Raw genomic sequence first — 26,548 nt, 5'->3', positions numbered from 1 at the left:
CGCCTAAACGGCGGGCCCGTCGGGGCCGTTACAGGCGACGGGCCCGGGACGGCTTTCCCGGGCCCGTCGCCTTCCCCTCACCAACCACAGAGGAACCACCCCATGGCCATCAGCGTTTTCGATCTCTTCTCCGTCGGCATCGGCCCGTCGAGCTCCCACACCGTCGGGCCGATGCGCGCCGCCTACCGGTTCGCCGAGGGCCTGGCCCAACAGGGCCTCGCCGAACGCACCGAGGGCCTGCGCGTCGACCTCTACGGCTCCCTCGCGGCCACCGGCCGCGGCCACGGCACGTTCACGGCCGTCATGCTGGGCCTCGAGGGCTACCAGCCCGAGCTGATCCTTCCCTCCCAGGTGGACGAACGGATCGCCGACCAGGAAGCCTCGGGCAAACTGCGCCTCTGCGCCGAACTCGGTGCCCGCCGCGACCTGGACTACGGCGTGCCGGATATGGTCCAGCACCCGCTCACCGTCCTGCCCCGGCACACCAATGGCATGCGCATGCAGGCCCTCGACGCCGATGGCGGCGTCCTGTTGGACGAGACGTACTTCTCGGTCGGTGGCGGCTTCATCGTGCGCGAGGGCGAGGAGGACGCCGTCGTCGAGGAGATCGAGCAGGACCTGAGCGTGGTTCCCTACCCCTTCCGCACCGCCGTCGAACTGCTCGGCCACTGCCGGGACACCGGCCTGACGATCAGCGAGGTCATGCTGGCCAACGAGATGGCCACCCGCTCCAAGGAGGAGATCCGCGCCGGCCTGCTGCACATCTGGTCCGTGATGGAGGACTCCAAGGATTCCGCGCTGGAGCGCGAGGGCCTGCTTCCCGGCGGACTGAAGGTCCGCCGTCGGGCGCCGGACTGGCACGAGCGCCTGGCCAAGGAGGACAAGGACCGCGACCCCAAGTACTGGCAGGAGTGGGTCAACCTCGTCGCGCTGGCCGTGAACGAGGAGAACGCCTCGGGCGGACGCGTGGTCACGGCGCCGACGAACGGCGCCGCCGGGATCATCCCCGCCGTCATGTTCTACGCAACGCACTATTCCCCCGGCATCGGCTGGGCCACGCAGGCGGACAAGGAGGACGTGATCGTCAAGTTCCTGCTCGCGTCCGCGGCCGTCGGCGTCCTCTACAAGGAACAGGCCTCGATCTCCGGCGCCGAGGTGGGCTGCCAGGGCGAGGTGGGGTCCGCGTCGTCGATGGCCGCCGCCGGACTCGCGGAGATCCTGGGCGGTTCGCCCGCGCAGGTGGAGAACGCCGCCGAGATCGCCATGGAGCACAACCTGGGTCTCACGTGCGATCCGATCGGCGGGCTGGTGCAGATCCCGTGCATCGAGCGCAACGCGATCGCCGCCTCGAAGGCCATCAACGCGGCCAAGATGGCGCTCATGGGCGACGGCGAGCACCGCGTGTCCCTCGACGAGGTCATCATCACCATGCGCGAGACCGGCAAGGACATGAGCTCGAAGTACAAGGAGACGGCCCTCGGCGGGTTGGCGGTCAACGTCGTCGAATGCTGATCCGGCCACTGCTCCCGGAGGACCGGGAGCAGGCGCTTGCGGCCCACGGGGAACTCGCCGCCGAGGGCTTCGATTTCCTGCTCGGGTACGACGACGGCGACGACTGGGACGCGTATCTGACCCTGCTTGCGGCCCAGGAGCGGGGCGAACGCCTGGGCCCGAGACAGGTACCGCACACCTTCCGGGTGGCCGTCGCCGACGGCGCGCTGGTGGGCCGCGTGTCCGTCCGCCACGAGCTCACGGGCCATCTGGCGGTCATCGGCGGGCACGTCGGATACGCCGTCCGGCCGGGTGCGCGCCGGCGCGGCCACGCCGGAGGGCTCCTGCGCTCGGCGTTGGACGTGGCGGCCGGTTTGGGCCTGTCCGAGGTCCTGGTCACCTGCGACGACGACAACGCCGCGTCCATCCGGACCATCGAGGCCGCCGGCGGCCTCCTCGAGGACACGATTGACATCATGCCCGGTGCCGCCAAGCGCCGATACTGGATCAAAACCCCCGCTGACTTGCGTTTACGCTTGCCCGCGAGGGTGGATGGTCCCCCCTTTCGGCCAGCGTGGCCCGGTGCTACGGTGAACGAACGGATCCAGTAGGCACACGGCTGTGCAGCCGTGTGGGAAGGAGTTTCCCCATGGCAAATAGGGCAGGTTCCAACGGAATCGATGCCACGTTGTACCGCAAGGACGGGCCCTGGTGCACCGCCTTCGTGGACGCGTCCCTCGGCACGGCGGGGGCCCAGGAGGCCGCCGACCGGCTGCCCGAATCCGTCGCGCAACTGTTGTCCAGCCAGCAGGCCAAGCCCGGCGACGTCGAGGCCATGCGGTCGGCCATGCGCCCCGCGGATGGCGTCCCGTCGCCCGTGGCCCGTTTCGTCGCGGTGAACAACGGCGAGGTGGTGCTCGACGAGTTGGTCCAGGGGCACGAGGCCGGGGACCCCCGCGTCGAGTGCGGTCCGTTCCCCAACCTGGTGCCGCTGGCACGCGCCCGCGGCGGCCAGTTCGCCTACGTCACGGCCGAGGTCGGGCGCGACGGCGGTGAGGTACGCCTGCTCCACTCCGCCGCTCCGGGCGTGCACGAACAGCGCAGCGTCTCCGGAGACCCGGAGGAGGCCCACCACGCACGGCGCGTCCCGGGCGCGTACAACGAACCGCAGAACCGGGCGCAGACGGAGGAGATCTGGCGCCGGAACGCGGACGAACTGGCCAAGCACATCGACGAGGTCGTGCGCGAGAACCGCGCGCGGCTCGTGGTGTTGTCCGGGGACGTGAAGGCACGGGAACTCGTGCACAGCCAGCTGGCGGAGGCGACGCGTGCGCTCACCACGGAACTGGACCAGCACACCCGCACCGGAGGGGCGGACCAGGACACCGTGGCGAAGGCGGTGGACGCCCGCGTCTCCGAGGTGCTGGCCGACGACATCAACCAGCTGACGGAGAAGATCGGAAACCGCGCCAACGGCGACCATCCCGGAGCCGTCCTCGGCTTCGAGGAGGTCGTGGCCGCGCTGCAGCGCGCCCAGGCGGAGACCGTCGTCGTGTCCGAGTTCCAGGACGACCATTCGCTGCTGGCGCTGGCGGCGGAGCCCTGGCTGGCGACGGAGGGATCCGACGGTCAAGGGGCGGAGACCATCGGTTCGTGGCCGGCGCCGGAGGTCCTCCTGCGGGCGGCCGCCCTGACGGACGCGTCCATCCGCTATGTCCCGCCGGGCGTCCTCCCCGCGGGGGCCACCATCGCGGCCCTGCTGCGCTGGCCGAACGGCCACGCCTCCGGCTAGGACCCGAAAGCCGTCGGCGCGGCGCGCCGACAACAACGGCCCGGCACCGCGGCCGCGCGGGCGTCTTTTGGCGCCGGCGCGGCCGTGCTGTTTGATGGGCATGACATCCGCCCCTCACGACAGGAGCAATCCTTGGCCACCGCCGGCACCGGGACCCATGCGGGGTCGAACGCACTGCTGATGCTCGGCGTCCTGCTGGTGGCCGCGAACCTCCGCCCGGTGATCACCGCGGTCGGTCCCGTCCTGGACCAGATCGGCGCGGAGACCGGGCTGGGTGCCGCGGCGCTGGGGCTGCTCGCCGCGGTTCCGCTCCTCGCGTTCGCCACCGTCTCCTCGCTGACGCACGGCCTGGCGGTCAGGTTCGGCGTCGAACGTACCGTTTTCGGGGCGCTGCTGCTGCTCGCGGCCGGAACGCTGCTGCGCCCCGTCCCGGGCGCGCTGGCCAACCTCTGGATCGGGACGTTCCTGCTGGGCTCGGCGATCGCGGTGTGCAACGTGTTGCTGCCGGCGATCATCAAGCGCGACTTCCCGGACCGGATGGCGCAGCTGACCGGGGCCTATTCCGCCGTGCTCGGCGGCGTCGCGTCGCTGGGCGCGGGGCTGTCCTTTCCGCTGTCCCGGCTCCCGATCGGGCCCGGCGGCGCCCCGGCGGGATGGCGTTTCGCCCTCGTCGCGTTCGTAATCCTCGTGGTTCCCGTGCTGGCCGTGTGGCTACCGCGGCTCAAGCACGGGGGCGGGTCCGCGATCCCCGTGGCGGTGCCGACCATCGCCCCAGGCGGCGGCCGCGGCCGGAGCGTGTGGGGATCCGCGCTCGCCTGGCAGGTCACCCTGTACATGGGGTTCCAGTCGATGGTCTTCTTCATCCTGATCAGTTGGCTCCCCACCCTGGAACGCTCCTACGGGCGCTCGGACGCCGGATCCGGCTGGGACCTCATGGGCTTCCAACTCATCGGTGTCGCCGCCAGCCTCCTGACGCCACGCCTCATGCGCGGCCGGTTGAGCCACGTGGCGCCGGCCTTGCCGACCCTGCTGACCGCCGTCGGCCTCGCCGGCCTGGTGCTGGCGCCCGGCGCCATGCTCCTGTGGGTGCTGGTGATCGGGTTCGGCTGCGGCAGCTCCCTGGTGCTGGCGCTGTCCCTGTTCGGGCTCCGGGCGCGCACGCACCAGCACGCCAGCGCGCTGTCGGGAATGGCGCAGTCGGTGGGCTACCTGTTGGCGGCCGGCGGACCACCGCTGTTCGGTGCCCTCTACGGCTGGACGGGGGAGTGGCTGTGGCCGCTCGCCGTCGTAGCGGTCGCGACCGTCGGCCAGGCGTGGACGGGCCTGCTCGTCGGTCGCGACCGCTACGTCCTGGACTAGTAGGGGGAGCCTAGGCGGGCCTCCCCGTCGCGGCGTCCGCCTGGCCTTCGCGGACGAACCCGTCGGCGACGTCGAGGGCGCGGTCCAAGGCGGCAAGGCCCTCCCGCAGGAGGTCGTCGGGGATGTTCAGCGGCGGGACCACGTGGATCCGGTTGAAGTTGGCGAAGGGCAGCACGCCCTCGGCCTTCAGCGCCGCGATCACCTGGTTCATCTCGGGCGAGGAGCCGCCGTAGGCGGCCAGCGGCTCGCGGGTTTCCCGGTCCCGCACCAGTTCGACCGCCCAGAAGCACCCTGTTCCGCGGACCTCGCCGATCGAGGGGTGGCGCGCGGCGAGCTCGCGCAGGGCCGGGCCGATGACGTCGTCGCCGAGCCGGGCGGCGTTCTCCACCATGCCCTCCTCGCGCATCGCGTTGATGGTGGCGACGGCGGCGGCGCAGGCGAGCGGGTGGCCCGAGTAGGTGAGTCCACCGGGGTAGGGGCGCTCGCGGAAGGTGTCGAAGACGGCGTCGGACATCGCGACGCCGCCGAGCGGCACGTAGCCGGAATTGACGCCCTTGGCGAAGGTGAGCAGGTCCGGCTCGACGTCCCAGTGGTTGATCGCGAACCAGCGGCCGGTGCGCCCGAAGCCGGCCATGACCTCGTCCGCGATGAACATGATCCCGTACTTGCGGGTCAGCTCCCGGACGCCGGCCAGGTAGCCCGCGGGCGGAAGGTAGATCCCGGCGGTGCCGGGCACGGACTCGAGGATCACGGCGGCGATGTTGGACGGACCCTCGAGCTCGATCATGTCCGTCAGGTGGCGCAGCGCGCGTTCGGACTCCTCCGCCTCGGTGGTGGAGCCGAAGTGGGAGCGGTACCGGTACGCGGGGAGGAAGTGCACGACGCCGGAGTCGCCGTCGTCGTTCGCGAAACGGCGAGGGTCGCCGGTGGCGTTGATGGCGAGCTGGGTGCCGCCGTGGTAGCTGCGGTAGGCGGAGAAGACCTTCTTGCGTCCGGTGTGCAGGCGCGCCATGCGGATGGCGTGTTCGACGGCCTCGGCCCCGCCGTTGGTGAAGAACACGTGGTTCAGGTCCCCGGGGGTCAGCTCGGCGATGAGCCGGGCCGCCTCGGAGCGGGCGTCGTTGACATGCTGCGGCGCGATCGTGCACAGCTTCCCGGCCTGCTCCTGGATGGCGGCGACCACCTTGGGGTGCTGGTGCCCGATGTTCGTGTTCACCAGCTGGCTCGAGAGGTCGATCAGGCGGGTGCCGTCCCCGTCCCAGACCAGGGATCCTTCGCCGCGGAGAATCGTCATGGGGTTGAACGGCCCCTGGGCCTGCCACGAGTGGAAGACGTGGTCGCGGTCCAGCGCGTGGGCGCGGCGTCCGGCCTCGATGTCGGCGTCCGTGACGGGGGTGGCGGTTTCCGAAAACATGGGCGGTTCCTTTCGCGGAGGGTCTCGGTGCCACCCTACCCAGCGGGATGTCCACAGGGTGCCCCACGATCCCCCGCGTGACGTCCGGCTCGGATACCCTACAGGCATGACTGCATCCCCTGAGGCCGTGACCAGACCTGTCATCGCGTTGTCTTTCCCGGCGTCCGCGGAGGCCTATTCCTACGCCTACCGCGCCGATCTCGTCCGTTTGACGGGGCTCGCGGCCGCCGCCGTCGAGGCGGCCGGAGGCACCGCCGTCGTGCTGGACTCCGCGGCGGAGGACGCGGACGGGCGCCGCCGGAGCCTCGCCGACGCCGCCGGGATCGACGGCGCGCTGATCCTCGGCGGGGGCGACGTGGACCCGTTTCTCTACGGCAGCGACGGACACCCGAGCGTCGTCGACGCGGACCGGGGCGCCGACGACCTGGAGATCGCGCTGATCCTCGGGGCGCTGGCGCTGGAGCGCCCGGTCTTCGGCGTCTGCCGGGGTCTGCAGCTGATCAACGTGGCGTTCGGGGGCACGCTTACCGAGGACCTCGGACCGGACTCGGGGCACAAGGACCACTCGCCGGGCGAGGCGATGGTGGCGCACCCGGTGGAGATCGTGCCCGGGTCGCGCCTGGCCGGGACGCTGGGCGCCGCGGCGGACGTGATGTCCGGACACCACCAGGGGATCGATACGTTGGGGGAGCGGCTGGTTGCGTCCGCCTTCGCGCCCGACGGCCTGGTGGAGGCCATTGAGCTGCCCGCCGGCGACGACTGGCTGGTGGCCGTGCAGTGGCACCCGGAGCACGAGGGCACCCCCGCGGGGCAGTTCGCGGCCGTGCTCGAGCCGTTTGTCGCCGAATGCCGCCGCCGCGCCGAACGGCGCGCCGGCGTCGGCAGCGTTCCGGCCTGACGCGACCCCGCGGACGGGACCGTGCACCGGCCAGCGGACAGGGCCTCAGCGGGCGCCGTAGGGCCTGCGCCGGTCCGGCAGCTCGGCGCCGTCGGCCGACCATTCGGCGATCCACGGCCCGGTGCCCTCGGACCCGTCGACGACACCGGCCTCCAGCCAGGCGTACCTGTCCTCCAGCACGCGCTGGGACAGCCGGCGGTCCGCGGCGTCCGTGTTCCGCCACAGGGTCCTGAACAGCGCCTCGACCCGGCCGCGGGACTGGCGGCAGAACGCGTCCGCCAGTTCCGCCGCTTCCCGTCCCCGCGCGCCGTCGCGCTTGCGGAGCAGCTCGGCCCGGGAGACGCAGGCGGACATGGCGAACAGTTCGGCGCCGATGTCCACGACCCGGCCCAGGAAGACCTGCCGGTTCTCCATGCCGGCCTGCCAGCGCGCCATGCCCGCGAACGTGTGCCGGGCCAGGCGCCGGGAGGCGCGCTCGGCGTAGCGGACATGCCTCCCCAGCGCGCCGAGTTCCCGGTACGACGTCGGCAACAGGCCCGGTCCCGCCGCTAGCGTGGGCAACCACCTGGCGTAGAAGCCCGATGCCCCCGCCGCCGCCCGGCCCCTGTCCGCCAGCCCGGCGTCCTTGTCGGCGAGATCGCCGGCGGCCTTGAGGTGCGCGTCGACGGCCTCGCGGGCGATCAGCAGCCGCATGATTTCCGTGGACCCCTCGAAGATTCGGTTGATGCGCAGGTCCCGGAGGAGCTGCTCCGCGGGCACGGCGCGCTCTCCTCGGGCGCGCAGCGAGTCTGCGGTCTCGTAGCCCCTGCCGCCCCGGACCTGGACCAGCTCGTCGGCGACCCGCCACGCCATTTCGGAGCTGAACAACTTGGCGATCGCGGCCTCGAGCCGGACGTCCTTCATCCCCGAATCGGCGAGGGCCGCGGAGAGCTCGAACACGGACTCGAGCGCGAACGTCGTGGCCGCGATGAAGGCGATTTTCTGCCCGACGGCCTCGTGCCGGCCGATCGGCTTGCCCCACTGCACCCGCGCGGTGGACCACTCGCGGCTGATCTTCAGCGCCCACTTGCCGCCCCCCGCGCAGATGGCCGGAAGCGACAACCGGCCGGTGTTGAGCGTGCTCAGGGCGATCCGCATGCCCTGCCCCTCGCGTCCAAGCCGGTTGGCGGACGGGACCCGCACGTTCCGGAACCGGGTGACTCCGTTTTCGATTCCCCTCAGGCCCATGAACGCGTTGCGGTTCTCGACGACCAAACCGGGGGAGTCCGCCTCGACGACGAAGGCGGTGATCCCGCCCTTGGATGTGGTGCCGTCGGGCAGCGGTCTCGGGTCGACGGCGGCCAGCACCACGACGATTTCGGCCACGACGCCGTTCGTCGTCCACAGCTTGGCGCCATTGAGGACGTAGGACTCGCCGTCGTCGGACGCCGTGGCCGTGGTGCCCATGCGCGCGGGGTCGGAGCCGACGTCGTTCTCGGTCAGCAGGAAGGCGGTGATGGCGCCGGCCGCGCAGCGCGGGAGGAAGGCGCGCTTTTGCTCCTCGGTTCCGAACATGCGGACCGGCTCCGGCACGCCGATCGAGAGGTGGGCCGAGACGAGTGCGCCGATGCTTGGGCTGACGGAGCCCAGGAGCATCAGGGCCCGGCCGTAGTCCGCGAGCGTCAGGCCCAGGCCGCCGTAGTCGCGCGGGATCTTCATGCCGAACACGCCGAGTTCGGCGAGCGTGCGGATGTACTCGTCGGGGATGCGGGATTCGCGCTCGATCAGCCCGCCGTCGAACCCGCGCACGGCGTCGGCCAGCCGGGCGAGGAACTCGGCGCCGCGGGCCGAGTCCTCCTCCGGCGGCTCGGGATGCGGGTGGACCAGCGGCCAATCGAAGTGGCCCAGATACAGGCCCTTGGCGAAGCTCGGTCTGGTCCATTCGGACTCGCGGGCCTCCTCCGCGATGGCGCGGGCGACGTCGGCGTCGTTCCGGGCCGTGGTGCGGGGTCTTTCCATGGCGGACTCCCTAGGCGGGTGCGCCGCGCGGGCGGCGCGTGGGGTGGGGCCCGCCGGGCCGGGGGCCCTCACGTGATGCCAAGGCTACCCATTGGTAGCGCCCAAGGCCATGCCTCCGCCCCACCCCCGGAAGTGGACATTGCCGGGGGTTAACGAACCGTGGTGTTGTCCACTTCGGGTGGTTGGGGTGGAGGGGATCCGGAGCGGCGCCGCGCGTGCCCTATGCCAAACTAGGACGCATGACCGAACCCCGCTGGCTTTCGCCGCAGGAGCGCGACTCCTGGCTGGCCCTCCTCGCCGTTTCCATGCACATGCCGAGCCGGCTGGACAGCGAACTGCACCGGCAAGCGCGCATCACGCTCTTCGACTACAACGTGCTGGCCATGCTCTCCGAGGCCGACGGGCGGATGCTCGCGATGAGCCAACTGGCGGGACTGACCAACGCCTCGCTGTCCCGGCTGAGCCACGTGGTCAAGAAGCTCGAGACCCGCGGCTGGGTGGAACGCACCCAGAGTCCCGCCGACGCGCGCGTGACCATGGCCCACCTGCGCGACGAGGGGATGGAGATGCTCGAGGACCTCGCACCCAAGCACGTCGAGTCGGTGCGGCGGATGATTTTCGACGGCCTCAGCGACCAGGACGTGACCGATCTAGCGCGCATCGGCCGCAAGGTCATTGCCGGCATCGACCCGGCACACTGGATCTTCCGGGAGTAGGCCCCGCCTCGTGCGCTTCGGTTTTGCGATAACGCCGTGCCCGGCCTAAGATAGTAAGGCGTTAAGTCACGCGGGTTCTCTGCCGTGCTCCTTCGGGGGCGGCGGGGAAAATCGCGTGTTTACCCGTAATACCGAATATCTGGATCAACCGAGTAGGGAAAAATGCTCGACCGGTCCTGAGGTTCACCGTACTTTCACGCGGCGAGGCGCTTCGGTTGGTTCTCACCCAACCTGGTTACCTTCAAGGTTCGCAGTAATAAACGGTGTCACAACTGGTGGCGGGACTCTTTACGCAGGTCCAGAGGCAGCAACAACGCGCTGTATCTGTTACGAGTACCGTCAATTTTTACTACTACTGAGGAGTGATCATGGCAGCTGTATGCCAGGTGACAGGTGCGGTTCCGGGCTTCGGACACAGCATCTCCCACTCGCACCGCCGCAACAAGCGTCGGTTCGACCCGAACATCCAGAAGAAGCGCTACTGGGTTCCGTCCCTGCGCCGCAACGTCACGTTGACGCTGTCCGTCAAGGGCATCAAGACGATTGACGTGCGTGGCATCGAGCGCGTTGTTGGCGACCTGATTGCGAAGGGTGTGAAGCTCTAGTGGCTAAGGCACAGGACGTACGTCCCATCATCAAGCTCAAGTCCACCGCGGGCACCGGATTCACGTACGTGACGCGCAAGAACCGTCGTAACAACCCGGACCGCATGGTCCTGAAGAAGTACGACCCGGTTATCCGCAAGCACGTTGAATTCCGAGAGGAGCGCTAAACCCTATGGCTAAGAAGTCCAAGATTGCTCGCAACGAGCAGCGCAAGGTCGTCGTTGAGCGCTACGCCGCGAAACGTGCCGAGCTGAAGAAGACCCTGGTCGACGAAAACGCGACCGACGAGGCACGCGAAGAGGCCCGTCTGGGCCTGCAGAAGCTGCCCCGCAACGCCTCGCCGGTGCGCCTGCGCAACCGCGACGCCATCGACGGCCGCCCCCGCGGCACGTTCCAGAAGTTCGGGATCTCCCGCATCCGCTTCCGCGACATGGCCCACAAGGGCGAGCTTCCGGGCATCACCAAGTCTTCCTGGTAACCACCAGCGAGCGTGCGGCGAGGGTCCCTCCGGAGGGGCCCTCGCCTCTTTTGTGCCCGGATTGCGGGATCGTGGGCCTGTGGCGGGGGCAACCGGGCCGTCGTGAGCGGTTTCGGACCTTCGTGAGCGGGTTTGCCTCGTGCGACGGCTTGCGACCTGCGCCGATGCGGACGTTTGAAGCCGAAAGTGTTCAGGACGGGCGACGGCGTGGGCCCGGTCCCGAGCGTCCGACGGCGACGCGGCGCCTGGAGCGGGCGGAGCGGCCGCGGTGCCCAAATTGGCGCCGGAAATCACGCGGACAGCTGAAAAACCCCTAAATTCCGCGGAAAATCCAAAATATTCGGGTCAAACCCCCCGAAACTGGGCGTGTCTGTCCTCCGCGGCTGGTAGTTTCCTTTCAGAAGTCCCCGTAACCGCGGGGCGTTCCGGCCGATCCGCGCCGGAAAGGAACAGTCCAGGAGGACATACATTGGCTATGAACCGTAGTGAACTCGTTGCAGCCGTCGCCGAGAAGACCGGCAACTCCCAGGTCGCCGTGAACGGCGTTCTGGACTCGGTGTTCGAGGTGTTCGTTGACCAGGTTTCCAAGGGCGAAAAGGTGTCGATCCCGGGCTGGCTCGCAGTCGAGCGCACCGACCGCGCCGCCCGCACCGGCCGCAACCCGCAGACCGGCGACACCATCCAGATCCCGGCCGGCCACTCGGTCAAGCTGACCGCCGGCTCCAAGCTGAAGGCGGCCGTCGCGAAGAAGTAGTTCGCGCCGCCTGTCGAGGGCCCGTCCACCCCACTGGGGAGGACGGGCCCTCGCCGTGTGTTCCGGGCAATGTCCGCGAGCCGCCTCCGGACCGCTCGCCGGGCCGCCTTCCGGGCCGACGCCGATCCGGTGCCTGCCTTCGACGGCCCGGGGACGGCCAGATTCTACGTGACGTAGAATTGGGGTTGTTTCGAATGGGCATGGCCGCATCTTCCGTGGGAACATGAGGGGGTCGATGGGAACCCGCGGGGCGACAAGCCCAGTCCGCGGACCGCCATTCAATCCGCCGAAACAAGCAGCCCGCACCCACCGCAGCGACAAGCCGCCGGAACCGGCAGCCCGAAACGACCCGAGGAGCCGTCCCGTGGACCACCGCCGCACGCGCCTGCTGCGCGGGTGGCTCGGTGCCCTGACGGCGACCGGGCTCGCCGCGGCCTCGCACGCGCTGGCCGGCGGAGGCCTCCCGGCCGTGGAAGTTCTGGTCCTGCTCCTCGTCGCCTCCGCCGCCATCTGCACGGCCTTCGCGGGCCGGGGGCTCTCGCTGGCCCGAACGACGCTCGCCGTCTTGTGCAGCCAGGCTATTTACCATCTGGCGTTCGGGCGGGGCCACCCGGCCGGCGGATCGAACCTCCACACGCCAGCCATGACGACGCCGGGGCGCGCCGGGCACGAAACGCACGGCGTCACGGGCGTCGACTCGCAGATGCTCATCTCCACGGCAACGATGACGGCGTCCGGCCCCGTGCCCACCGAAGCCGCCTGGATGCCGGTCGCACACGTGGTCGCGGCCCTCTGCACGGTCCTGGCCCTCCGGCGGGGGGAGCTCGCGGCCCGCGCCGTCGCCGACACCGCGTTCCTCGCCGCGCCGCTCAGGGTGCTGCGCCTGAAACCCGCTCCCGTCGAAGTCCGCGTCCTGCTGCCCGACGCCGTGCAGGTGCCGGGCCTGCCCGTTCTCGGTGTTCCGCTGCGCGCCCTACTCCGCCGCGGTCCGCCCGCTTGTCCTGCCCCGTAGCCCGACGCAGACAGCAGGCCCCGCCCCGCGGGGAGAGACAGGAAGCACACCATGCAGAACGAATCCATTGCCACGCAGCACCAGCACCACTCCCGGTGCGGGAGTCCCGGGAACCACGCTCGCACCCGCGCCACGGCGATCGTGGCGCCGCGCGCCGTGATCCGGACCATCCTGTCCGCCGCCGCGGCCTTGCTCCTGGCCGGCGCGGCCGTCATGGCTGCCCCGGCCGCGTTCGCGCACGACGAGCTCGTCGAATCCACGCCCGCCGCGGGCGCCACGGTGGACACCGCACCGGACGCCGCGACGCTGCGCTTCAGCAACCCCCTGAACACCATTCCGGGCAGCACGGTGGTCCAGTTGGCGGACGCCGCCGGAACGGAAATCGACGCCGAACCGAGCGTCGACGGCGACACGCTGACCGTCGACTTCGGACGGGGACTGCCAAGCGGGTCCTACGCGCTGCAGTGGCGCGTGGTCTCCAGCGACGGGCACCCGATCGAGGGCACGCCCGCCAACGGAGGCGCAATCGACTTCACCGTCGGCGCCGGCGGGGCCGGCGAATCGACGTCGCCCGCGGCGTCGTCACCAGCCCCGTCCGAGTCGGCGGCCGCCGCGCCCGAGGAAGGGGCCACCGACCCGGCGGACGCCGGGTCCCTGGGGCTCGGAGGCCTGCCCGCGCCCTTGGTCTGGGTCATCCTCGCCGCGGCGACAATCGCGGGCGCGGCCGTGGTGCTGGCCAAGGTGCGCCGCCGGTGAACCGGAACGCCGAGGCGACAGTCGTCGGCGCCGCGGACCCCACGGGCCGCGGCGACCGACGCTGGGCTGCGCTGGTCCTGCCCGCGCTCATCGCGGGGGTTTTCGCCTTGATCGCCGCGTTGCTGTACTCCGGATCCACGGTCGCCGGCCAGCTGGCGGACCCGGGGGCCCTCACGCGCTGGGGACTGCCGTTCGCCGTCGCCATCCACCACGTATCGATGTCCCTGGCGGTCGGCGCGCTGGTGTTCGCCGCCGTCGTCCTGCCCCGCTCGACCAGACCGCAGCGCGCGCGCCGCGGCGGCGACGGCCGCGCCGGATCCACGGACGGCGGAACCGAGCACCCCGCATTCGCGCGCGCCATGAACGTGGCGGCCGGCGCCGGCATCGTCTGGACGCTGGCGGCGGCGGCCGTGCTGGTCCTGACCTTCTCGGACGTCGCCGGCCTTCCGCTGAGCTCCGATCCCGCGTACACCGCGGCGTTGGCGGACTACGTCGTCAACATCTCCCTGGGGAAGGCCTGGACGTGGATGGTCGCGATCGCGGCCGTCACGGCCTCGCTGGCCTTCGGCGTCCGGTCCCCGGCCGGGGTGGGCATCGCGGCGGTCTTCGCTTTCGCGGGCGTGCTGCCTGTCTCGCTGGTCGGCCACGCAGCGGGCGGCGACGACCACTGGGGGGCGACCAACGCCATCCTGCTCCACCTGGTGGGCGTGTCCCTCTGGGTCGGAGGCATGGGCGCCCTCGCGTGCCTCGCGGGCCTGCTCGAGGCCAAGGCGCCGGGCCGGTTCACGGGGGAGCGTCCGGTCCTGGCCGGCGTCGTCCTGCGGCGCTTCTCCGCCCTCGCCACGGTCTCCTTCTTCCTGGTCTTCGCCTCCGGCATCGTCAGCGCCTCGGTGCGGATGGATTCCCTCGCGCAGCTCGCCACTCCCTACGGCGGCCTGTTGGTCGCGAAGGCGTCGCTGACGCTGGTGCTGGGACTGCTCGGCCTGGCGCACCGGTTCCGCGTGATCGGGCTGCTCGAGGCCGGACGCACGACGGCGGTGCGCCTCGCGTGGCGGCTCGTCGCCGTGGAGGCGGCCATCATGGCGGCGGTGATGGGCATCGCGACGGCGCTGGCCCGCACGGCACCCCCGATTCCGGAGGACCTCCCGCCCGCCGCGACGCCCGCCCGAATCCTCACCGGGTACGATCTTCCCCCGGAACTGGTCTCCGGCAGCTGGCTCACCGTTTGGCGGGTCGACTGGTTCTGGCTGGCCATCATCGTCTTCCTCGCCGCGGCCTACATCAAGGGCTTCGTGGCCGTGCGGCGCCGCGGCGACAAGTGGCCGGTGCCGCGTCTGGCCGTGTTCATGGTGGGCCTGGCGGCGCTCTTCTACATCACCTCGGGCGCCCCGGCCGTATACGGCATGGTGCTGTTTTCGATGCACATGGTCGGCCACATGGCACTGACCATGGTGGCCCCGTTCTTCCTGGTGCTCGGTTCGCCGGTGACGCTGGCCCTCAAGGCCGTGCCCGCCCGGACGGACGGAACCCGCGGACCGCGCGAGTGGATCCTGGTGCTGGTGCACTCGTGGTTCTCGAGGATCGTCACGCATCCGCTGTTCGCGGCGGCCAACTTCGCCGGTTCGATCATCATCTTCTACAACACGGACCTCTTCGGGTTCGCTCTGCGCGAGCACGTCGGCCACGAGCTGATGAACCTGCACTTCCTGCTTACTGGATACATCTTCGCGCTGAACATGATCGGCTCCGATCCGCTCCCGCGGCGCGCTCCGTATCCGCTGCGCCTGGTCATCCTGCTGGCGACCATGAGCTTCCACGCGTTCTACGGCGTGTCCATCATGAGCAGCGAATCCCTGCTGCAGGCCAACTGGTTCGGGAACATGGGCCGGACGTGGGGGCCCTCCGCGATGGAGGACCAGCAGATCGGCGCCGGTGCCATGTGGGGCATCGGGGAAGTGCCGACCCTGCTCCTGGCGCTCGGGGTCATGGTCTCCTGGAGCCGGGACGACGCGCGCGAAACAAAGCGCAAGGACCGCGCCGCGGACCGCGACGACGACGCTGAGCTGGCCGCCTACAACCGCATGTTCACCCAACTGAAGAACCACGACGAGGAGATCGACCACCGTGGCCGCTGAACCCCCACGCCCCCGCGGCGGAACGCCTCCGGGCGTCCGCTCCCACGTAGCGGCCATGCGCCTGGCCCGGATCCTGGCCCTGGTGGCGATAGCGGTCGCCGCCGTGCTGGCGCTCGCCGGCTGCGCGGGCGGCGGCGCCCCGGGCGCCCCGGGCGCCCCGGCCGAGCCGGGCGCCGGGGGATCCGGTCCTGCGGAATCCGGCGCCGCGGCGGATCCGCACGCGGGCGTCGAGACGCAGGAGCCCGCCGAAGCCGACGCCGACGAGGGGCCCGCGGACACCGCCTCGGCCCGTGCGGTCGCCGCCGGGATCGAGCGGGCCGCCAGCTACGGCTTCGACCTCAGCCAGCCGGCGGGGGAGGAACAACTGGAGGCCCTGCGCTCGGCGCCCGCCGACGCGCTCGAGGGCGTCGTCGTCATCCCGTCGACCTGCGAGACCGTGCTCCGGGACCTCAACTGGTCCCCGGTCCTGCTCGGGGCGGACTCCGCCCGGACGGACTTCGCCACGGAGAAGGTGTCCGCCACCGGTTCCGTGGAGGTCGCCGCGATCGGCGACCGCGCGGAGCTGGACGCCCACTACGCCACCGTGGGGAAGATGCTCGGCGAGTGCAACGGCATGACGCTGAACATGCAGACCGACGGCGCGAACGGCGGCGTCGTGACCGAAACGGTTCCGCTGGCCAGCACGGTCCCCGACGTCGCGGACGGAACCGCCGACTCGGCTCTGCTGTGGACGCGCGGCCGCGCCGACAGCGACCTGCGCCAGCAGGCCCTGGTGCTGATGAGGGAAAGCAAAGGGCACGTCGCGATGGTCTCGTTCATCGCCGTCGAGGGCCTGGAGGCCCAGGAGTTCGCGGACATGGCCTCCGCGGTGCTCGAGGCCGCCGTCGCGGAACTGCCGGAATAGGCACGACGCCGGGGACCGCCGCCGTCGTACGCCGTCACGTTCGGCGCGTGGGGGAATCTTCGGCGGGGATAATGGGTTGAGACCCTACGTCAGCCGACAAAGTCACAGGAGTGCAAGCATGAGTCCAGAAACCACCGAATCCGTCCGCGCCGCCTACCGCGTGCGCGCCTCCGAACTGGTGGGCCGCAACTGGCTCAACACCGGCGGCAAGCAGGTCACGCTCGAGGACCTCCGCGGCAAGATCGTGGTCCTGGACTTCTGGACCTTCTGCTGCATCAACTGCCTCCACGTGCTGGACGAGCTTCGCCCGCTGGAGGAGAAGTACCGCGACCTGCTGGTCATCGTCGGCGTGCACTCCCCGAAGTTCGAGCACGAGGCCGATCCGGTGGCCCTGGCCGCCGCGGTCGAGCGCTACGAGATCCACCACCCCGTCCTGGACGACCCGGAGCTGCAGACCTGGCAGGCGTACTCGGCCCGCGCCTGGCCGACGCTCGTCGTCGTCGACCCCGAGGGCTACATCGCCGCGCACCTGTCCGGCGAGGGCCACGCGAACGGGCTGGAGGTCCTCGTCGAGGAGCTCGTCGCCGAGCACGAGGCCAAGGGCACGCTTCACCGCGGCGACGGGCCGTACGTGGCGCCTCCCGCGCTGGAGGGCGACCTGCGCTTCCCCGGCAAGGTCCTGGCCCTGCCGAACGGCAACTTCCTGGTCGGCGACTCCGGGCACCACCGGCTCGTGGAGCTCGGCAACGACCTCACCACCGTGGTCCGGACCATCGGCGAGGGCGTCAAGGGCTTCGCGGACGGATCCGCGGACACGGCGCGCTTCAACGAACCGCAGGGCCTGGCCGCGCTGCCGGCCGACGTCGCGGCGAAGGTGGGATACGACGTCGTCGTCGCCGACACCGTCAACCACCGCCTGCGCGGGCTGTCCCTCGCCACGGGCGAGGTCACCACGGTCGCCGGCAACGGCGTCCAGCGCCTGCTCGACGCCGACCAGGCGCGCGCCGCGGGAGACGCCGCGAACGACGCCGATGCCTGGGTCCACGACCTCGGCGCGGTCCCCCTCGAGACGTCGCTGTCCTCGCCGTGGGACGTGTTGTGGTCCGCCAAGGCGGGCCGGTTGGTCGTCGCGATGGCCGGAACCCACCAGATCTTCTCGTTCGAGCCCGTGACCGGCGCGCTCGAGGTCTTCGCCGGCACCGGGCTCGAGGGCCTGCAGGACGGGGTTCCGGGACAGTCCTGGTTCGCCCAGTCGTCCGGCCTGGCCGACGACGCCCAGGGCGACATCTGGGTCGCCGACTCCGAAACGTCCTCCCTGCGCGTGCTGCGCCTGGGAGACGACGGCCGCGTGGCCACCGTCGAAACGGCGATCGGCGCCGGGCTGTTCGACTTCGGCTTCCGCGACGGCGACGCCGCCGAGGCGCGCCTGCAGCACCCGCTCGGCGTGACGGTCCTGCCCGATGGTTCCGTGGCGATCGCCGACACGTACAACGGCGCGGTGCGCCGCTACGACCCGGCCACCGCCACCGTGTCCACGCTGGCGCGCGGGCTGTCCGAGCCCTCCGACGTCCTGCTGGACACGTCGGTCGACGGCGAGCCCGTGCTGCTGGTGGTCGAGACCAACCAGCATCAGCTGGTCCGGCTGCCGCTTCCCAAGGAGGCGCTCACGGTCGACGAGGGCGCCTCGCAGACGGCCCGCCCGAAGACTCCGGTGGCCCCGGGCGACCACGAGCTGGTGGTCCGCTTCTCGGCCCCGAAGGGCCAGAAGCTGGACGACCGTTGGGGCGACCCGACCCAGCTGAAGATTTCCGCGTCCCCGGAGGAGCTGCTGGTGGGCGGCGCCGGAACGTCGGTGGGCCTGACGCGGACCCTGCGCCTGAACCCGGACGTGTCCGAGGGCGTCCTGCACATCACGGCCCGCGCCGCGGCCTGCGACGGCGAGGCCGGCGGAGAGATCCCCGACCACGCAGCGTGCCACCTGTACCAGCAGGACTGGGGCATCCCGGTGCTGATCGACGCGGACGGCGAGACCGAACTGACGCTGGACCTGCGCGGCCTGGACTAGTCGGCCCGGTACTGCGCCACGAGTTCCCGCTTGAGGATCTTGCCGCTGGGACCGAGCGGGAATTCGCTGACCAGCCGGACGATCCGCGGGTACTTGTAGGCCGCGAGGCCGTCCGAGGCGTAGTTCCGGACGGCCTCGGCCGTGAGTCCGCTGCCGGGCACCGGGGAAACGGCCGCGACGATCTCCTGCCCGTGCGCGTCGTCGTCGACGCCGAACACGGCGACGTTGGCGATCTCGGGGTGGTTCATCAGGTACTCCTCCACCTCCCGCGGGTACACGTTGTAGCCGTTGCGCAGGATCATGTCCTTCTTGCGGTCCATGATCCGCAGGTACCCGTCCCCGTCCTTGGTGCCCAGGTCCCCGGTCCGGAACCAGCCGTCGACGACCGCCTCCGCTGTGGCCTCCGGGCGGTTCAGGTAACCGGAGAAGAGGTTATGCCCGCGGACCACCAGCTCGCCGAATTCGCCCCGGGGCAGCAGCTCGATCGCGTCGGGTACCTCGGCGCGGGCGATTTCGACGTCGACGCCCCAGATCGGCGTCCCGACCGTCCCCGGCACGGGGTCGCGGCCGACGTGGTTGAAGCTGGCGACCGGGGACGTCTCTGTCAGGCCGTAGCCCTCGTAGACCCTGGATCCGAAGTTCTCTTCGAAGGCGCCCAGGGCGGCGAGCGGGAGGGAGGCCCCGCCGGAGACCGCGTAGCGCAGCGCCGTCGGCTTCTCCGGGCGGTCGCGGTACGCCTGGAGCAGCCCGAGGTACATGGTGGGCACGCCGCAGAAGATGTTCACGCCGTCGTCGAGCAGCATGTCCAGCGCGCCGGCGGGCGTGAACTTGGGTAGGAGCATGATTTCCGCGCCCGCGCGCAGCCCGGCGTTGAGCACCACCGTCTGGCCGAAGGTGTGGAACAGCGGCAGGCCGCCGAAGATCCGGTCGCCCTCGCGGAAATCGAACGTGCTGGTGAGCAGGACGTTGACCTGTTCGAGCAGCGCCAGGTGGCAGCCCAGCGCCCCCTTGGGCTTGCCCGTGGTCCCCGAGGTGTAGAGGACGGTCGCGATGTCCTCGGGCCGCATGGGGAGGTACGTGTCGATCGGTTCCGCGGCGGCGGCGAGGTCCTCGAGCCGGTCGTGCACCCCGGGTTCCGGTGCCAGCACCGTGACGACGCGGGTGTCCGCGGCCTGCGCGGCGGGCGCCCCCTCCCCGAGCAGCGGAGCGGCGCAGACCATGAGGCCGGCCTCGGCGTCGCGCAGCACGTATTCGATCTCGTGCCGCTTGAGCAGGGCATGGATGGGCACAACGGTCGCGCCGAGGGCCAACACGGCATAGTAGGTGCGGGCGAAGTCGGTGACGTTGGGGATGAGCACGGCGACGCGGGATCCGGGCTGGACGCCGGCGTCTCGCAGGGCTCCGGCGTACGCCCGGGTCTGGTCCCACAGTTGGGCGTAGGTGACCGTTTCGCCGGCCAGGGTCACGGCGGGCCGGTCCGCGAACCGCTGGGCGGATTCGGCGATGATTGCGGCGACAGACATGGTGGCGAACAAGACCGCTCCTCTGGTGGGTGTGACACGTCACAATAGTCTCCTGTGAAACCGAGGCTCACGTCAAGATACTGAGTCTCACCAAAGGGTTTGGGGCGGCCGGACCCCGCGGGCGGGCCGGCTACTCTCCCGTCACGGGAGTGACGGACACGGACTCCGGGCCGACGCTGAGCCTGGCCGTGAAGCCAAACGACTCCGTCACCGTCTTCTCCTGGAACGCGCCGGTCATCAGGTCCTGTTCCACGAGGGTCAGCCGGGTGTCGACCTCGAGCGGGCGGAGCACCCACCCGCCCTGGTACGCCTCGACGTCGATCTTGGGGTAGCCGACCACGTCCCACTTGATGGTGTCGGCGGAAACGCGGGCGTTGGTGCTGTAGCTCAGGGGGCAGGCGGCCGGCTTCAGGACCTGCTGCGCCGTGCAGCCGTCGAGGTAGCCGCGGATCTGTTCGTCGATCTCGTCGACCAGTCGCTCGGTGGGACGGGTGACGAGGTCCAGCGGCTCGCGCTCGGCCGCCGGGCCGGCGTCGACGACGCGCGTCTTGGCCGGCGCCTCGAAGTACTTGGTCTCGTAGCTGGCCTCGACGACGGAAGGCAACATGGTGGGCACGCCCTGGACGCCCTTGGACAGGGGGGAGGCCAGGCCGTTGACCCGGACTTCGTTCGTGGTGTCCGCCCTGACCTGGAGCACCGGCAGGTGTGGCGCCTCGAACCGCCACCGGTCGAAAAACATCCACTCGCTGCCGGACTTGCGCAGCCGGAACACGGTCTGGTGGTCGGATTCGTTCACGCTGTAGGTGGTGGTCACTTCGACGTGCCCGCCGGACAGCCGGCTGGTCCCGGCCACGCGGAAGTCGGTGATCGGCGCGACGGAGGCCTTCAGGCCCTCGCCGTCCAGCAGGAGCGCATTGCCCGGGGGCACCTCGGCGCCCACAAGCCCAAGGGCCTGCTCGCCTTCGCCGGCCTGGAGCAGCGCGAAGTAGTCGGTCACCAGGCGCTCCGGGCCGAACACGCGCTGGTTGACCATGGTCACGGTGACGACGGCGGCGACGGCCACAACCATCAGCGCGGCCAGCCACACGGCGACTACTTTCACGAGGGGGGAACCGTTCTGCACCCCTCCTACGTTACCGGCCCGCGTCCTCCCGGTAGGCACCGCGGAGGTCAGCGGCGGCGGCGCCGCTTGGTACCGAACATGCCCCGGAGCAGTTCCTTGCCGATGACCCCTGCGGCCTGGACGGCGAAATCCATCATCGGGTTCTGTTCCTGTTTCGGCACGCGCTCCGGCGCCTGCTTCCGCCCGCGGGGGGCCGGAACAGGATCGCCCCCGCGGGACGGGGGTGCGGAGTTCGGGAGGCTGCCGGGCCGCCCCAGGATGTCCTCCTCGATGCGGCGCGATTCCGCATCGATGTCCTCCTGTGACTGTCCGGCGCCCGGCACCCGGCCGGCCACCGAACCGCCCGTGGCGGAACCGGGCGCGGGCTCCGCCGTCGCCCTGCCCTTGAGGACCTCGTAGGCGGACTCGCGGTCCGTCACGGTTCCATAGACGGACAGCAGGGCCGATTCGGAGACCGTCCGGGCGACGACCTCCGCGGCCGAGGCGCCCATCGTCGACTCCGGTGTCCACATGCGCGTCCACGCGACCGGCGTCGGAGCGCCGTTTTCGTTCATCACGGTCACGATCGCCTCGCCCGTGCCGGCCTGGGTGAGGGCCTCCTCGAGGTCGTAGTCGCTGACGGGGAACGTGGAAACGGTGGCTCGCAGCGCCTTGGCGTCGTCGGGGGTGAACGCCCGCAGCGCGTGCTGCACGCGGTTCGCGAGCTGTCCCAGCACATCCGCCGGGACGTCTTTGGGCGTCTGCGTCACGAAGAACACGCCGACCCCCTTGGACCGGATCAGGCGCACGGTGGTCATGATCGAGTCGAGGAACGCCTTCGACGCGTCACGGAACAGCAGATGGGCCTCGTCCAGGAAGAACACGAGCTTGGGCTTGTCGGCGTCCCCCACTTCGGGGAGCTCCTCGAAGAGGTCCGCGAGCAGCCACACCAAGAACGTGGAGAACACCAGCGGCTTCTGCAGAATCGTCGGAAGCTCGAGGCAGGAGATGACGCCGCGGCCGTCCGGTGCCATGCGCAGCAGCTCGGCGGTGTCGAACTCCGGCTCGCCGAAGAACTTCTCCAGGCCCTGGGCCTCCAGCGCCACGAGTTCACGCAGGATCACGCCCGCGGTGGCCTTCGACAGCCCGCCGAGCTCCCGGAGTTCCGCCTTGCCCTCGTCGCCGGTCAGGTGCGAGATCACGGCCCGGAGGTCCTTGAGGTCGTAGAGCAGCAGGTCCTTTGTGTCCGCGTAGTGGAAGATCAGCTGCAGGCTCGACTCCTGCGTTTCGTTCAGCTCCATGATCCGCGAGAGCAACAGGGGACCGAAGGAGGAGATCGTCGCCCGGACCGGAATGCCGGCGCCGTCGCCGCCGAGGGAAAAATACTCCACCGGGAAGGTTTTGGGCGTCCAGTCCATGCCCACGCTCCTGGTGCGGGCCAGCAGCTTGTCGCTGGGAGTCCCCGGCGTCGAGAGGCCGGTGAGATCCCCCTTGATGTCCGTCAGGAACACCGGTACGCCGTTGGCGGAGAGCTGTTCGGCCATGACCTGCAGCGTGATGGTCTTGCCCGTGCCGGTCGCGCCGGCCACCAGGCCATGGCGGTTCATCATGCGCAGGGGGAGCCGCACCCGTGCGTCAGGATGGACCTCGCCCCCGACCAGCGCCGCCCCCAGGTCCACGCAGGGTCCCTCGAAGGTGTAGCCGGACTTGATCTTTTCGGCCTGCCCGGCCGCTGCGCTCGTCGACATGGCACCCAGCCTAAGGCGCGCTCCGCGGCGACGCACCCGTCCCCGGTCCCGCGCCCCGCCCGCCGGGCGCGTCACAATCGCTTCACATGACGCGGTGCGGCGGCCCGGTGACGCGCGTGGCGGCCCGGCGCCGGTCACAACCGGTCATATTCCGGATGATGAAGCGCCGCGCGACGGACGGCTTGCGGGGCCGTCCGGGCCCTGCGTTAGATAGTGGAACCCAACCATCAAGAGCGGCCGAGAGATCTGGATCGATGACGCCGCAGCAACCATCCGAGGGCCCCGTGGGGGCCGCGCGAACGGTGCTACCGCCAGAAGCGATGGAGACGCATCAGCGACGCCACCCGGACCCGCGGCATGCCACCGGACCGGACCGCCGCCGCACTCCTTCGCTGTGACAATGCGAGGAGAACCATGTCCGAACACAACGTCGGCGCCGCCCCACCGGCGCTGTCCTACGAGCTGTACCCGCCGGCCAACGAACGCGCCGCCGCCAGGGTCTTCGAGACCATCGAGGCGCTGGCCGGCACCAACCCCGACTACGTGTCCGTCACCTCCAGCGGGACGCCTGCCCGCCGCGAGGCCACCATCGAACTCGTGGGCCACCTGGTCCGCAACACCGCGCTGCGGCCCCTGGCGCACCTGATCTGCGTGGGGGAGAGCCGCGCCACCCTGGACGCCCTTGTCACCCGCCTGGTCGGGCTGGGCGTCCGCGGGGTGCTGGCACTGCGCGGGGACCTCCCCGCGGAGCCGGACGCGAACCGCGGGGAGCTCCGCTACGCCGGCGAGCTGGTGGAGCTGATCCGCGGCGTCGAGCGGCGCCATGCGGCGTCGTTGGCCGGCGGCAGGCTGGCCGTCGGGGTGGCGGCGTATCCGCGCCGGCACCCGGAGTCGCCGTCGTTCGAGCACGACGTCGAGGTGCTGCTGGCGAAGGAGCGTTCCGGCGCCAACTTCGCCATCACCCAGGTCTACTTCGAGCGCTCCGACTACACCGGCCTCGTGGAGGCCGCGCGCCGCGCCGGGGTCAGGATCCCGATCGTCCCCGGCATCATCCCGTTCGACAGCGTGCGGCGCCTGACCCGCCTCGCCGCGATGTCCGGCGTCGAACCGGGCAGGGACCTGCTGCACCGCCTCGAAACGGCGGACAGCGACGGCGAACGACGCCGGATCGGCGTCGCCAGCGCCGTCGAGCTGGCCAAGGGCGCGTTCGATGACGGCGCCCCCGGCCTGCACCTCTACACGTTCAACGATCCGCAGGGCTCGCTGGACGTCGTCGAGGCGCTCGAGATCTCCAAGGCAGCACCGCAACGCGTGCCCGCCTAGGCGGCGCGCACGCACACCGACCCACCGACCGATTCACCGCAAAAGGAGCACCACCATGACCACCCACCAGCACAGCTTCCCCGCCGCCACCATCCTCGGATACCCGCGGATCGGACCGAACCGCGAACTCAAGCGCGCCATCGAGGCCCACTGGGCCGGCAAGCTCGACGCCGACGGCCTGGACCGGGCGTCCGAGGCCCTGCAGGACGCCACCATCGACCGGCTGACCGGCCTCGGACTCGGCGCGGCGGACTCCTCCATCCCCGCCGACTTCGCCCTCTACGACCAGGTGCTGGACACCACCGCCGCCCTCGGCGCCTTGCCGACGCGCTTCGCCGACCTCGCCGAATCGGACGGGTCGCTGGACACCGACGGGTACTTCACGCTGGCCCGCGGCGACGCCGAGCGCCCGCCGCTGGAAATGACCAAGTGGTTCGACACGAACTACCACTACCTGGTCCCGGAGATCGGCCCGGACACGACGTTCGCGCCGCTTGCCCACCGCCTCACCAGCCTCGTGGCCCGGCAGAGCCGCCGCGGAAACACCCTCCGTCCCGTCCTGGTTGGCCCGGTGACCTACCTGCTGCTGGCCAAGGCCGAGGACGGCGCACCCGAGGGCTTCGACCCGTTGTCGCGGCTGGACGACGCCGTTGCCGCCTACGAGGGCATCATCGACGCGCTCGGAGACGCCGGCGCCGAATGGGTGCAGCTGGACGAGCCGGCCCTGGTCACCGACCGCGGCGGCGAACTGGCCGTCGCCGGCGGCGTCGTCGAGGGCGCCTACCGTGCGCTGGCCGCCGCAACGCGGGCCGGCTCGGGGCCGGCCCTGTTCGTCACCACCGGCTACGGCACCGCCGGAAACCGCCGCGCGCCAGGTGAGGCCCTCGCACTGCTCGCGTCCGCCGGCGTCCAGGCAGTGCACGCGGACCTCGTCGCCGGGGACGCCCTGGCCGACGCCGGGGTGGATGCCTTCCGCGCCGCCAACGGCGGCGCCGCGACGCTGGTCGCCGGCGTCGTGAACGGCCACAACATCTGGCGCAACGACCTCGCCGCGTCGCTGTCCACGCTGGACAAGTTGGCCGCGGGCGGCGGCAAGGTGTCCGTCGCGACCTCGACGTCGCTGTTCCACGTCCCGCACCAGGTCGACATCGAGACCAACCTCCCGGGCCACCTGCGGGACTGGCTGGCGTTCGCGGACGAGAAGACCACCGAGGTCCTTACCCTGGCCCGCGGACTCGCCACCGGGCCGGACGCCATCGCGGACGAGGTCGGGGCGGCCACCGCGGCCCTCGCGGCGCGGGCCACCGGCGAAGGCGTCCGCAAGGAGGCCATCCGCCGGCGGACCGGGAGCCTCACGGCCGCGGACTTCACCCGGCCCGACGGCGCCGTCCGCGCGGCGGCGCAGCAGGAGCGGCTCGGGCTGCCGGTGCTTCCGACCACCACGATCGGTTCCTTCCCGCAGACCGGCGACGTCCGCAAGGCCCGCTCCGGGCAGCGCAACGGCGCCATCACGGATGCGGCCTACGAGGGCTTCCTGCGCGAGGAGATCGCCCGCGTGGTGCGGCTCCAGGAGGACCTCGGCCTGGACGTGCTGGTCCACGGCGAGCCCGAGCGCAACGACATGGTCCAGTACTTCGCCGAGAACTTCGACGGGTTCGAGACCACCGAGCACGGATGGGTCCAGTCCTACGGTTCACGCTGCACCCGTCCGTCGATCCTCTGGGGAGACGTCAGCCGCCCGGGGGCGTTCACCGTCCCGTGGACCGCGTACGCGCAGTCCCTGACCCCGCGTCCGCTCAAGGGCATGCTGACCGGTCCGGTGACCATCCTCGCGTGGTCCTTCGTCCGTGAGGACCAGCCGCTGTCCGAGACGGCGAACCAGGTGGCGCTCGCGCTGCGCGACGAGATCGCCGACCTCGAGACCGCGGGCACCGCGATCATCCAGGTCGACGAGCCGGCCCTGCGCGAACTGCTGCCGCTGCGCGCCGAGGACCAGGAGGCCTACCTCGACTGGTCGGTGAATTCCTTCCGTCTGGCGACCTCGGGCGTGCGCACGGACACCCAGATCCACACGCACCTGTGCTACTCCGAGTTCGGCGAGGTCATCCGCGCCATCGACGGCCTGAACGCCGACGTGACCAGCATCGAGGCGGCCAGGTCCCGCCTCGAGGTCGTCGGGGACCTGGCCGGATACGGCTACGAACGCGGGATCGGCCCGGGCGTCTACGACATCCACTCCCCGCGGGTGCCCTCCACGGCGGAGGTCACGGACCTCATCCGAACCGCGCTGACGGCGGTGCCGGCGCGCCACCTGTGGATCAACCCGGACTGCGGGCTCAAGACCCGCGGATACCAGGAGACGACGGCGGCGCTGCGCAACCTGGTCGACGCCACCGCCGCGGTGCGCGCCGAACTGGACGCCACCGTCGGGACCGGCGACCTGGCGGCCCAGGACCACACCGCCTGAGCGGACCG

General features: G+C 70.9%; 22 protein-coding genes and 1 riboswitch. Of the genes, 17 read left to right on the top strand and 5 right to left on the bottom strand.

Features of this window, described 5'->3' with window-relative positions; genetic code table 11:
* Positions 1–102 precede the first annotated feature (102 nt).
* The 4 genes from ACHAAJ_RS07355 to ACHAAJ_RS07340 all read left to right on the top strand — a co-directional run bounded on the left by ACHAAJ_RS07355 (position 103) and on the right by ACHAAJ_RS07340 (position 4,642).
* Complete coding sequence (locus ACHAAJ_RS07355; protein ID WP_435727346.1) at positions 103–1,512, top strand: L-serine ammonia-lyase; 1,410 nt, start codon at positions 103–105, stop codon at positions 1,510–1,512.
* Positions 1,506–2,102, top strand: a complete 597-nt coding sequence (locus ACHAAJ_RS07350; RefSeq protein ID WP_435727345.1) for a GNAT family N-acetyltransferase — start codon at positions 1,506–1,508, stop codon at positions 2,100–2,102. Before ACHAAJ_RS07355 ends, ACHAAJ_RS07350 begins: the two co-directional genes overlap by 7 nt.
* A gap of 38 nt (positions 2,103–2,140) precedes the next feature.
* Positions 2,141–3,283, top strand: a complete 1,143-nt coding sequence (locus ACHAAJ_RS07345) for a baeRF2 domain-containing protein (protein WP_435727344.1) — start codon at positions 2,141–2,143, stop codon at positions 3,281–3,283.
* A 132-nt stretch (positions 3,284–3,415) separates the two neighbouring features.
* Positions 3,416–4,642, top strand: coding sequence for an MFS transporter (locus ACHAAJ_RS07340; protein WP_435727343.1), 1,227 nt, complete (start codon positions 3,416–3,418; stop codon positions 4,640–4,642).
* 10 nt (positions 4,643–4,652) lie between these two features.
* Here ACHAAJ_RS07340 and ACHAAJ_RS07335 read toward each other — a convergent pair whose 3' ends face one another.
* On the bottom strand, positions 4,653–6,056 hold the full coding sequence (locus ACHAAJ_RS07335; RefSeq protein WP_435727342.1) for an aspartate aminotransferase family protein: 1,404 nt from the start codon (positions 6,054–6,056) through the stop codon (positions 4,653–4,655).
* Between the two features lie 106 nt (positions 6,057–6,162).
* Between ACHAAJ_RS07335 and ACHAAJ_RS07330 the strand changes: the two genes are divergently transcribed.
* Positions 6,163–6,954 carry a gamma-glutamyl-gamma-aminobutyrate hydrolase family protein gene (locus tag ACHAAJ_RS07330; protein ID WP_435727341.1) on the top strand — a complete coding sequence of 264 codons (792 nt, stop codon included), beginning with the start codon at positions 6,163–6,165 and terminating at the stop codon, positions 6,952–6,954.
* A gap of 45 nt (positions 6,955–6,999) precedes the next feature.
* On the opposite strand, the gene ACHAAJ_RS07325 is transcribed toward ACHAAJ_RS07330, so the two are convergent.
* Positions 7,000–8,952, bottom strand: a complete 1,953-nt coding sequence (locus ACHAAJ_RS07325; protein ID WP_435727340.1) for an acyl-CoA dehydrogenase family protein — start codon at positions 8,950–8,952, stop codon at positions 7,000–7,002.
* 239 nt (positions 8,953–9,191) lie between these two features.
* Here ACHAAJ_RS07325 and ACHAAJ_RS07320 point away from each other — a divergent pair, with 239 nt between their 5' ends.
* The 10 genes from ACHAAJ_RS07320 to ACHAAJ_RS07275 all read left to right on the top strand — a co-directional run bounded on the left by ACHAAJ_RS07320 (position 9,192) and on the right by ACHAAJ_RS07275 (position 18,377).
* The gene (locus ACHAAJ_RS07320; RefSeq protein WP_435727338.1) at positions 9,192–9,668 is read left to right on the top strand and encodes a MarR family winged helix-turn-helix transcriptional regulator; all 477 of its coding nucleotides are present in this window, start codon (positions 9,192–9,194) and stop codon (positions 9,666–9,668) included.
* 368 nt (positions 9,669–10,036) lie between these two features.
* A complete protein-coding gene (rpmB, locus tag ACHAAJ_RS07315; protein WP_435727337.1) occupies positions 10,037–10,273 on the top strand; it encodes a 50S ribosomal protein L28 in 237 nt (78 codons plus the stop codon).
* Positions 10,273–10,440 (top strand): 50S ribosomal protein L33, encoded by a 168-nt coding sequence (gene rpmG / locus ACHAAJ_RS07310; protein ID WP_435727336.1) that lies wholly within the window; start codon positions 10,273–10,275, stop codon positions 10,438–10,440. The genes rpmB and rpmG overlap by 1 nt, the downstream gene beginning before the upstream one ends.
* Before the next feature lie 5 nt (positions 10,441–10,445).
* Positions 10,446–10,751, top strand: a complete 306-nt coding sequence (gene rpsN / locus ACHAAJ_RS07305) for a 30S ribosomal protein S14 (RefSeq protein ID WP_435727335.1) — start codon at positions 10,446–10,448, stop codon at positions 10,749–10,751.
* A gap of 469 nt (positions 10,752–11,220) precedes the next feature.
* Positions 11,221–11,505 (top strand): HU family DNA-binding protein, encoded by a 285-nt coding sequence (locus tag ACHAAJ_RS07300; RefSeq protein ID WP_435727334.1) that lies wholly within the window; start codon positions 11,221–11,223, stop codon positions 11,503–11,505.
* 364 nt (positions 11,506–11,869) lie between these two features.
* Positions 11,870–12,517: a hypothetical protein gene (locus ACHAAJ_RS07295; protein ID WP_435727333.1), complete on the top strand. Its 648-nt coding sequence runs from the start codon at positions 11,870–11,872 to the stop codon at positions 12,515–12,517.
* 51 nt (positions 12,518–12,568) lie between these two features.
* A complete protein-coding gene (locus ACHAAJ_RS07290) occupies positions 12,569–13,273 on the top strand; it encodes a copper resistance CopC family protein (protein ID WP_435727332.1) in 705 nt (234 codons plus the stop codon).
* Positions 13,270–15,408, top strand: coding sequence for a bifunctional copper resistance protein CopD/cytochrome c oxidase assembly protein (locus tag ACHAAJ_RS07285; RefSeq protein ID WP_435727331.1), 2,139 nt, complete (start codon positions 13,270–13,272; stop codon positions 15,406–15,408). The genes ACHAAJ_RS07290 and ACHAAJ_RS07285 overlap by 4 nt, the downstream gene beginning before the upstream one ends.
* Entirely contained in the window at positions 15,398–16,312 is a 915-nt protein-coding gene (locus ACHAAJ_RS07280) for a hypothetical protein (protein ID WP_435727330.1), read from the top strand. Before ACHAAJ_RS07285 ends, ACHAAJ_RS07280 begins: the two co-directional genes overlap by 11 nt.
* Before the next feature lie 118 nt (positions 16,313–16,430).
* A complete protein-coding gene (locus ACHAAJ_RS07275) occupies positions 16,431–18,377 on the top strand; it encodes an NHL domain-containing thioredoxin family protein (RefSeq protein WP_435727329.1) in 1,947 nt (648 codons plus the stop codon).
* Here ACHAAJ_RS07275 and ACHAAJ_RS07270 read toward each other — a convergent pair.
* From ACHAAJ_RS07270 to ACHAAJ_RS07260, 3 genes are all read right to left on the bottom strand, one after another.
* A complete protein-coding gene (locus ACHAAJ_RS07270; protein WP_435727353.1) occupies positions 18,374–19,900 on the bottom strand; it encodes a long-chain-fatty-acid--CoA ligase in 1,527 nt (508 codons plus the stop codon). The two genes, ACHAAJ_RS07275 and ACHAAJ_RS07270, sit on opposite strands and share 4 nt — an antisense overlap.
* A 130-nt stretch (positions 19,901–20,030) precedes the next feature.
* Positions 20,031–21,023, bottom strand: a complete 993-nt coding sequence (locus tag ACHAAJ_RS07265) for a hypothetical protein (RefSeq protein ID WP_435727328.1) — start codon at positions 21,021–21,023, stop codon at positions 20,031–20,033.
* A 47-nt stretch (positions 21,024–21,070) separates the two neighbouring features.
* Positions 21,071–22,750, bottom strand: coding sequence for a helicase HerA-like domain-containing protein (locus ACHAAJ_RS07260; protein WP_435727327.1), 1,680 nt, complete (start codon positions 22,748–22,750; stop codon positions 21,071–21,073).
* 221 nt (positions 22,751–22,971) lie between these two features.
* Positions 22,972–23,077, top strand: a riboswitch (SAM riboswitch).
* Positions 23,078–23,164: 87 nt separating this feature from the next.
* Here ACHAAJ_RS07260 and ACHAAJ_RS07255 point away from each other — a divergent pair.
* Both ACHAAJ_RS07255 and metE read left to right on the top strand, forming a co-directional pair.
* On the top strand, positions 23,165–24,073 hold the full coding sequence (locus ACHAAJ_RS07255; protein WP_435727326.1) for a methylenetetrahydrofolate reductase: 909 nt from the start codon (positions 23,165–23,167) through the stop codon (positions 24,071–24,073).
* A 55-nt stretch (positions 24,074–24,128) separates the two neighbouring features.
* Entirely contained in the window at positions 24,129–26,540 is a 2,412-nt protein-coding gene (gene metE / locus ACHAAJ_RS07250) for a 5-methyltetrahydropteroyltriglutamate--homocysteine S-methyltransferase (RefSeq protein ID WP_435727325.1), read from the top strand.
* The last annotated feature ends 8 nt before the right edge of the window (positions 26,541–26,548 follow it).

The sequence above is a fragment of the Arthrobacter arnarulunnguaqae genome (assembly GCF_051262515.1).
Lineage (GTDB): Bacteria > Actinomycetota > Actinomycetes > Actinomycetales > Micrococcaceae > Arthrobacter_N.
The sequence above is the reverse complement of the archived record's forward strand: the minus strand, read 5'-3'. Positions and strand labels throughout refer to the sequence as shown.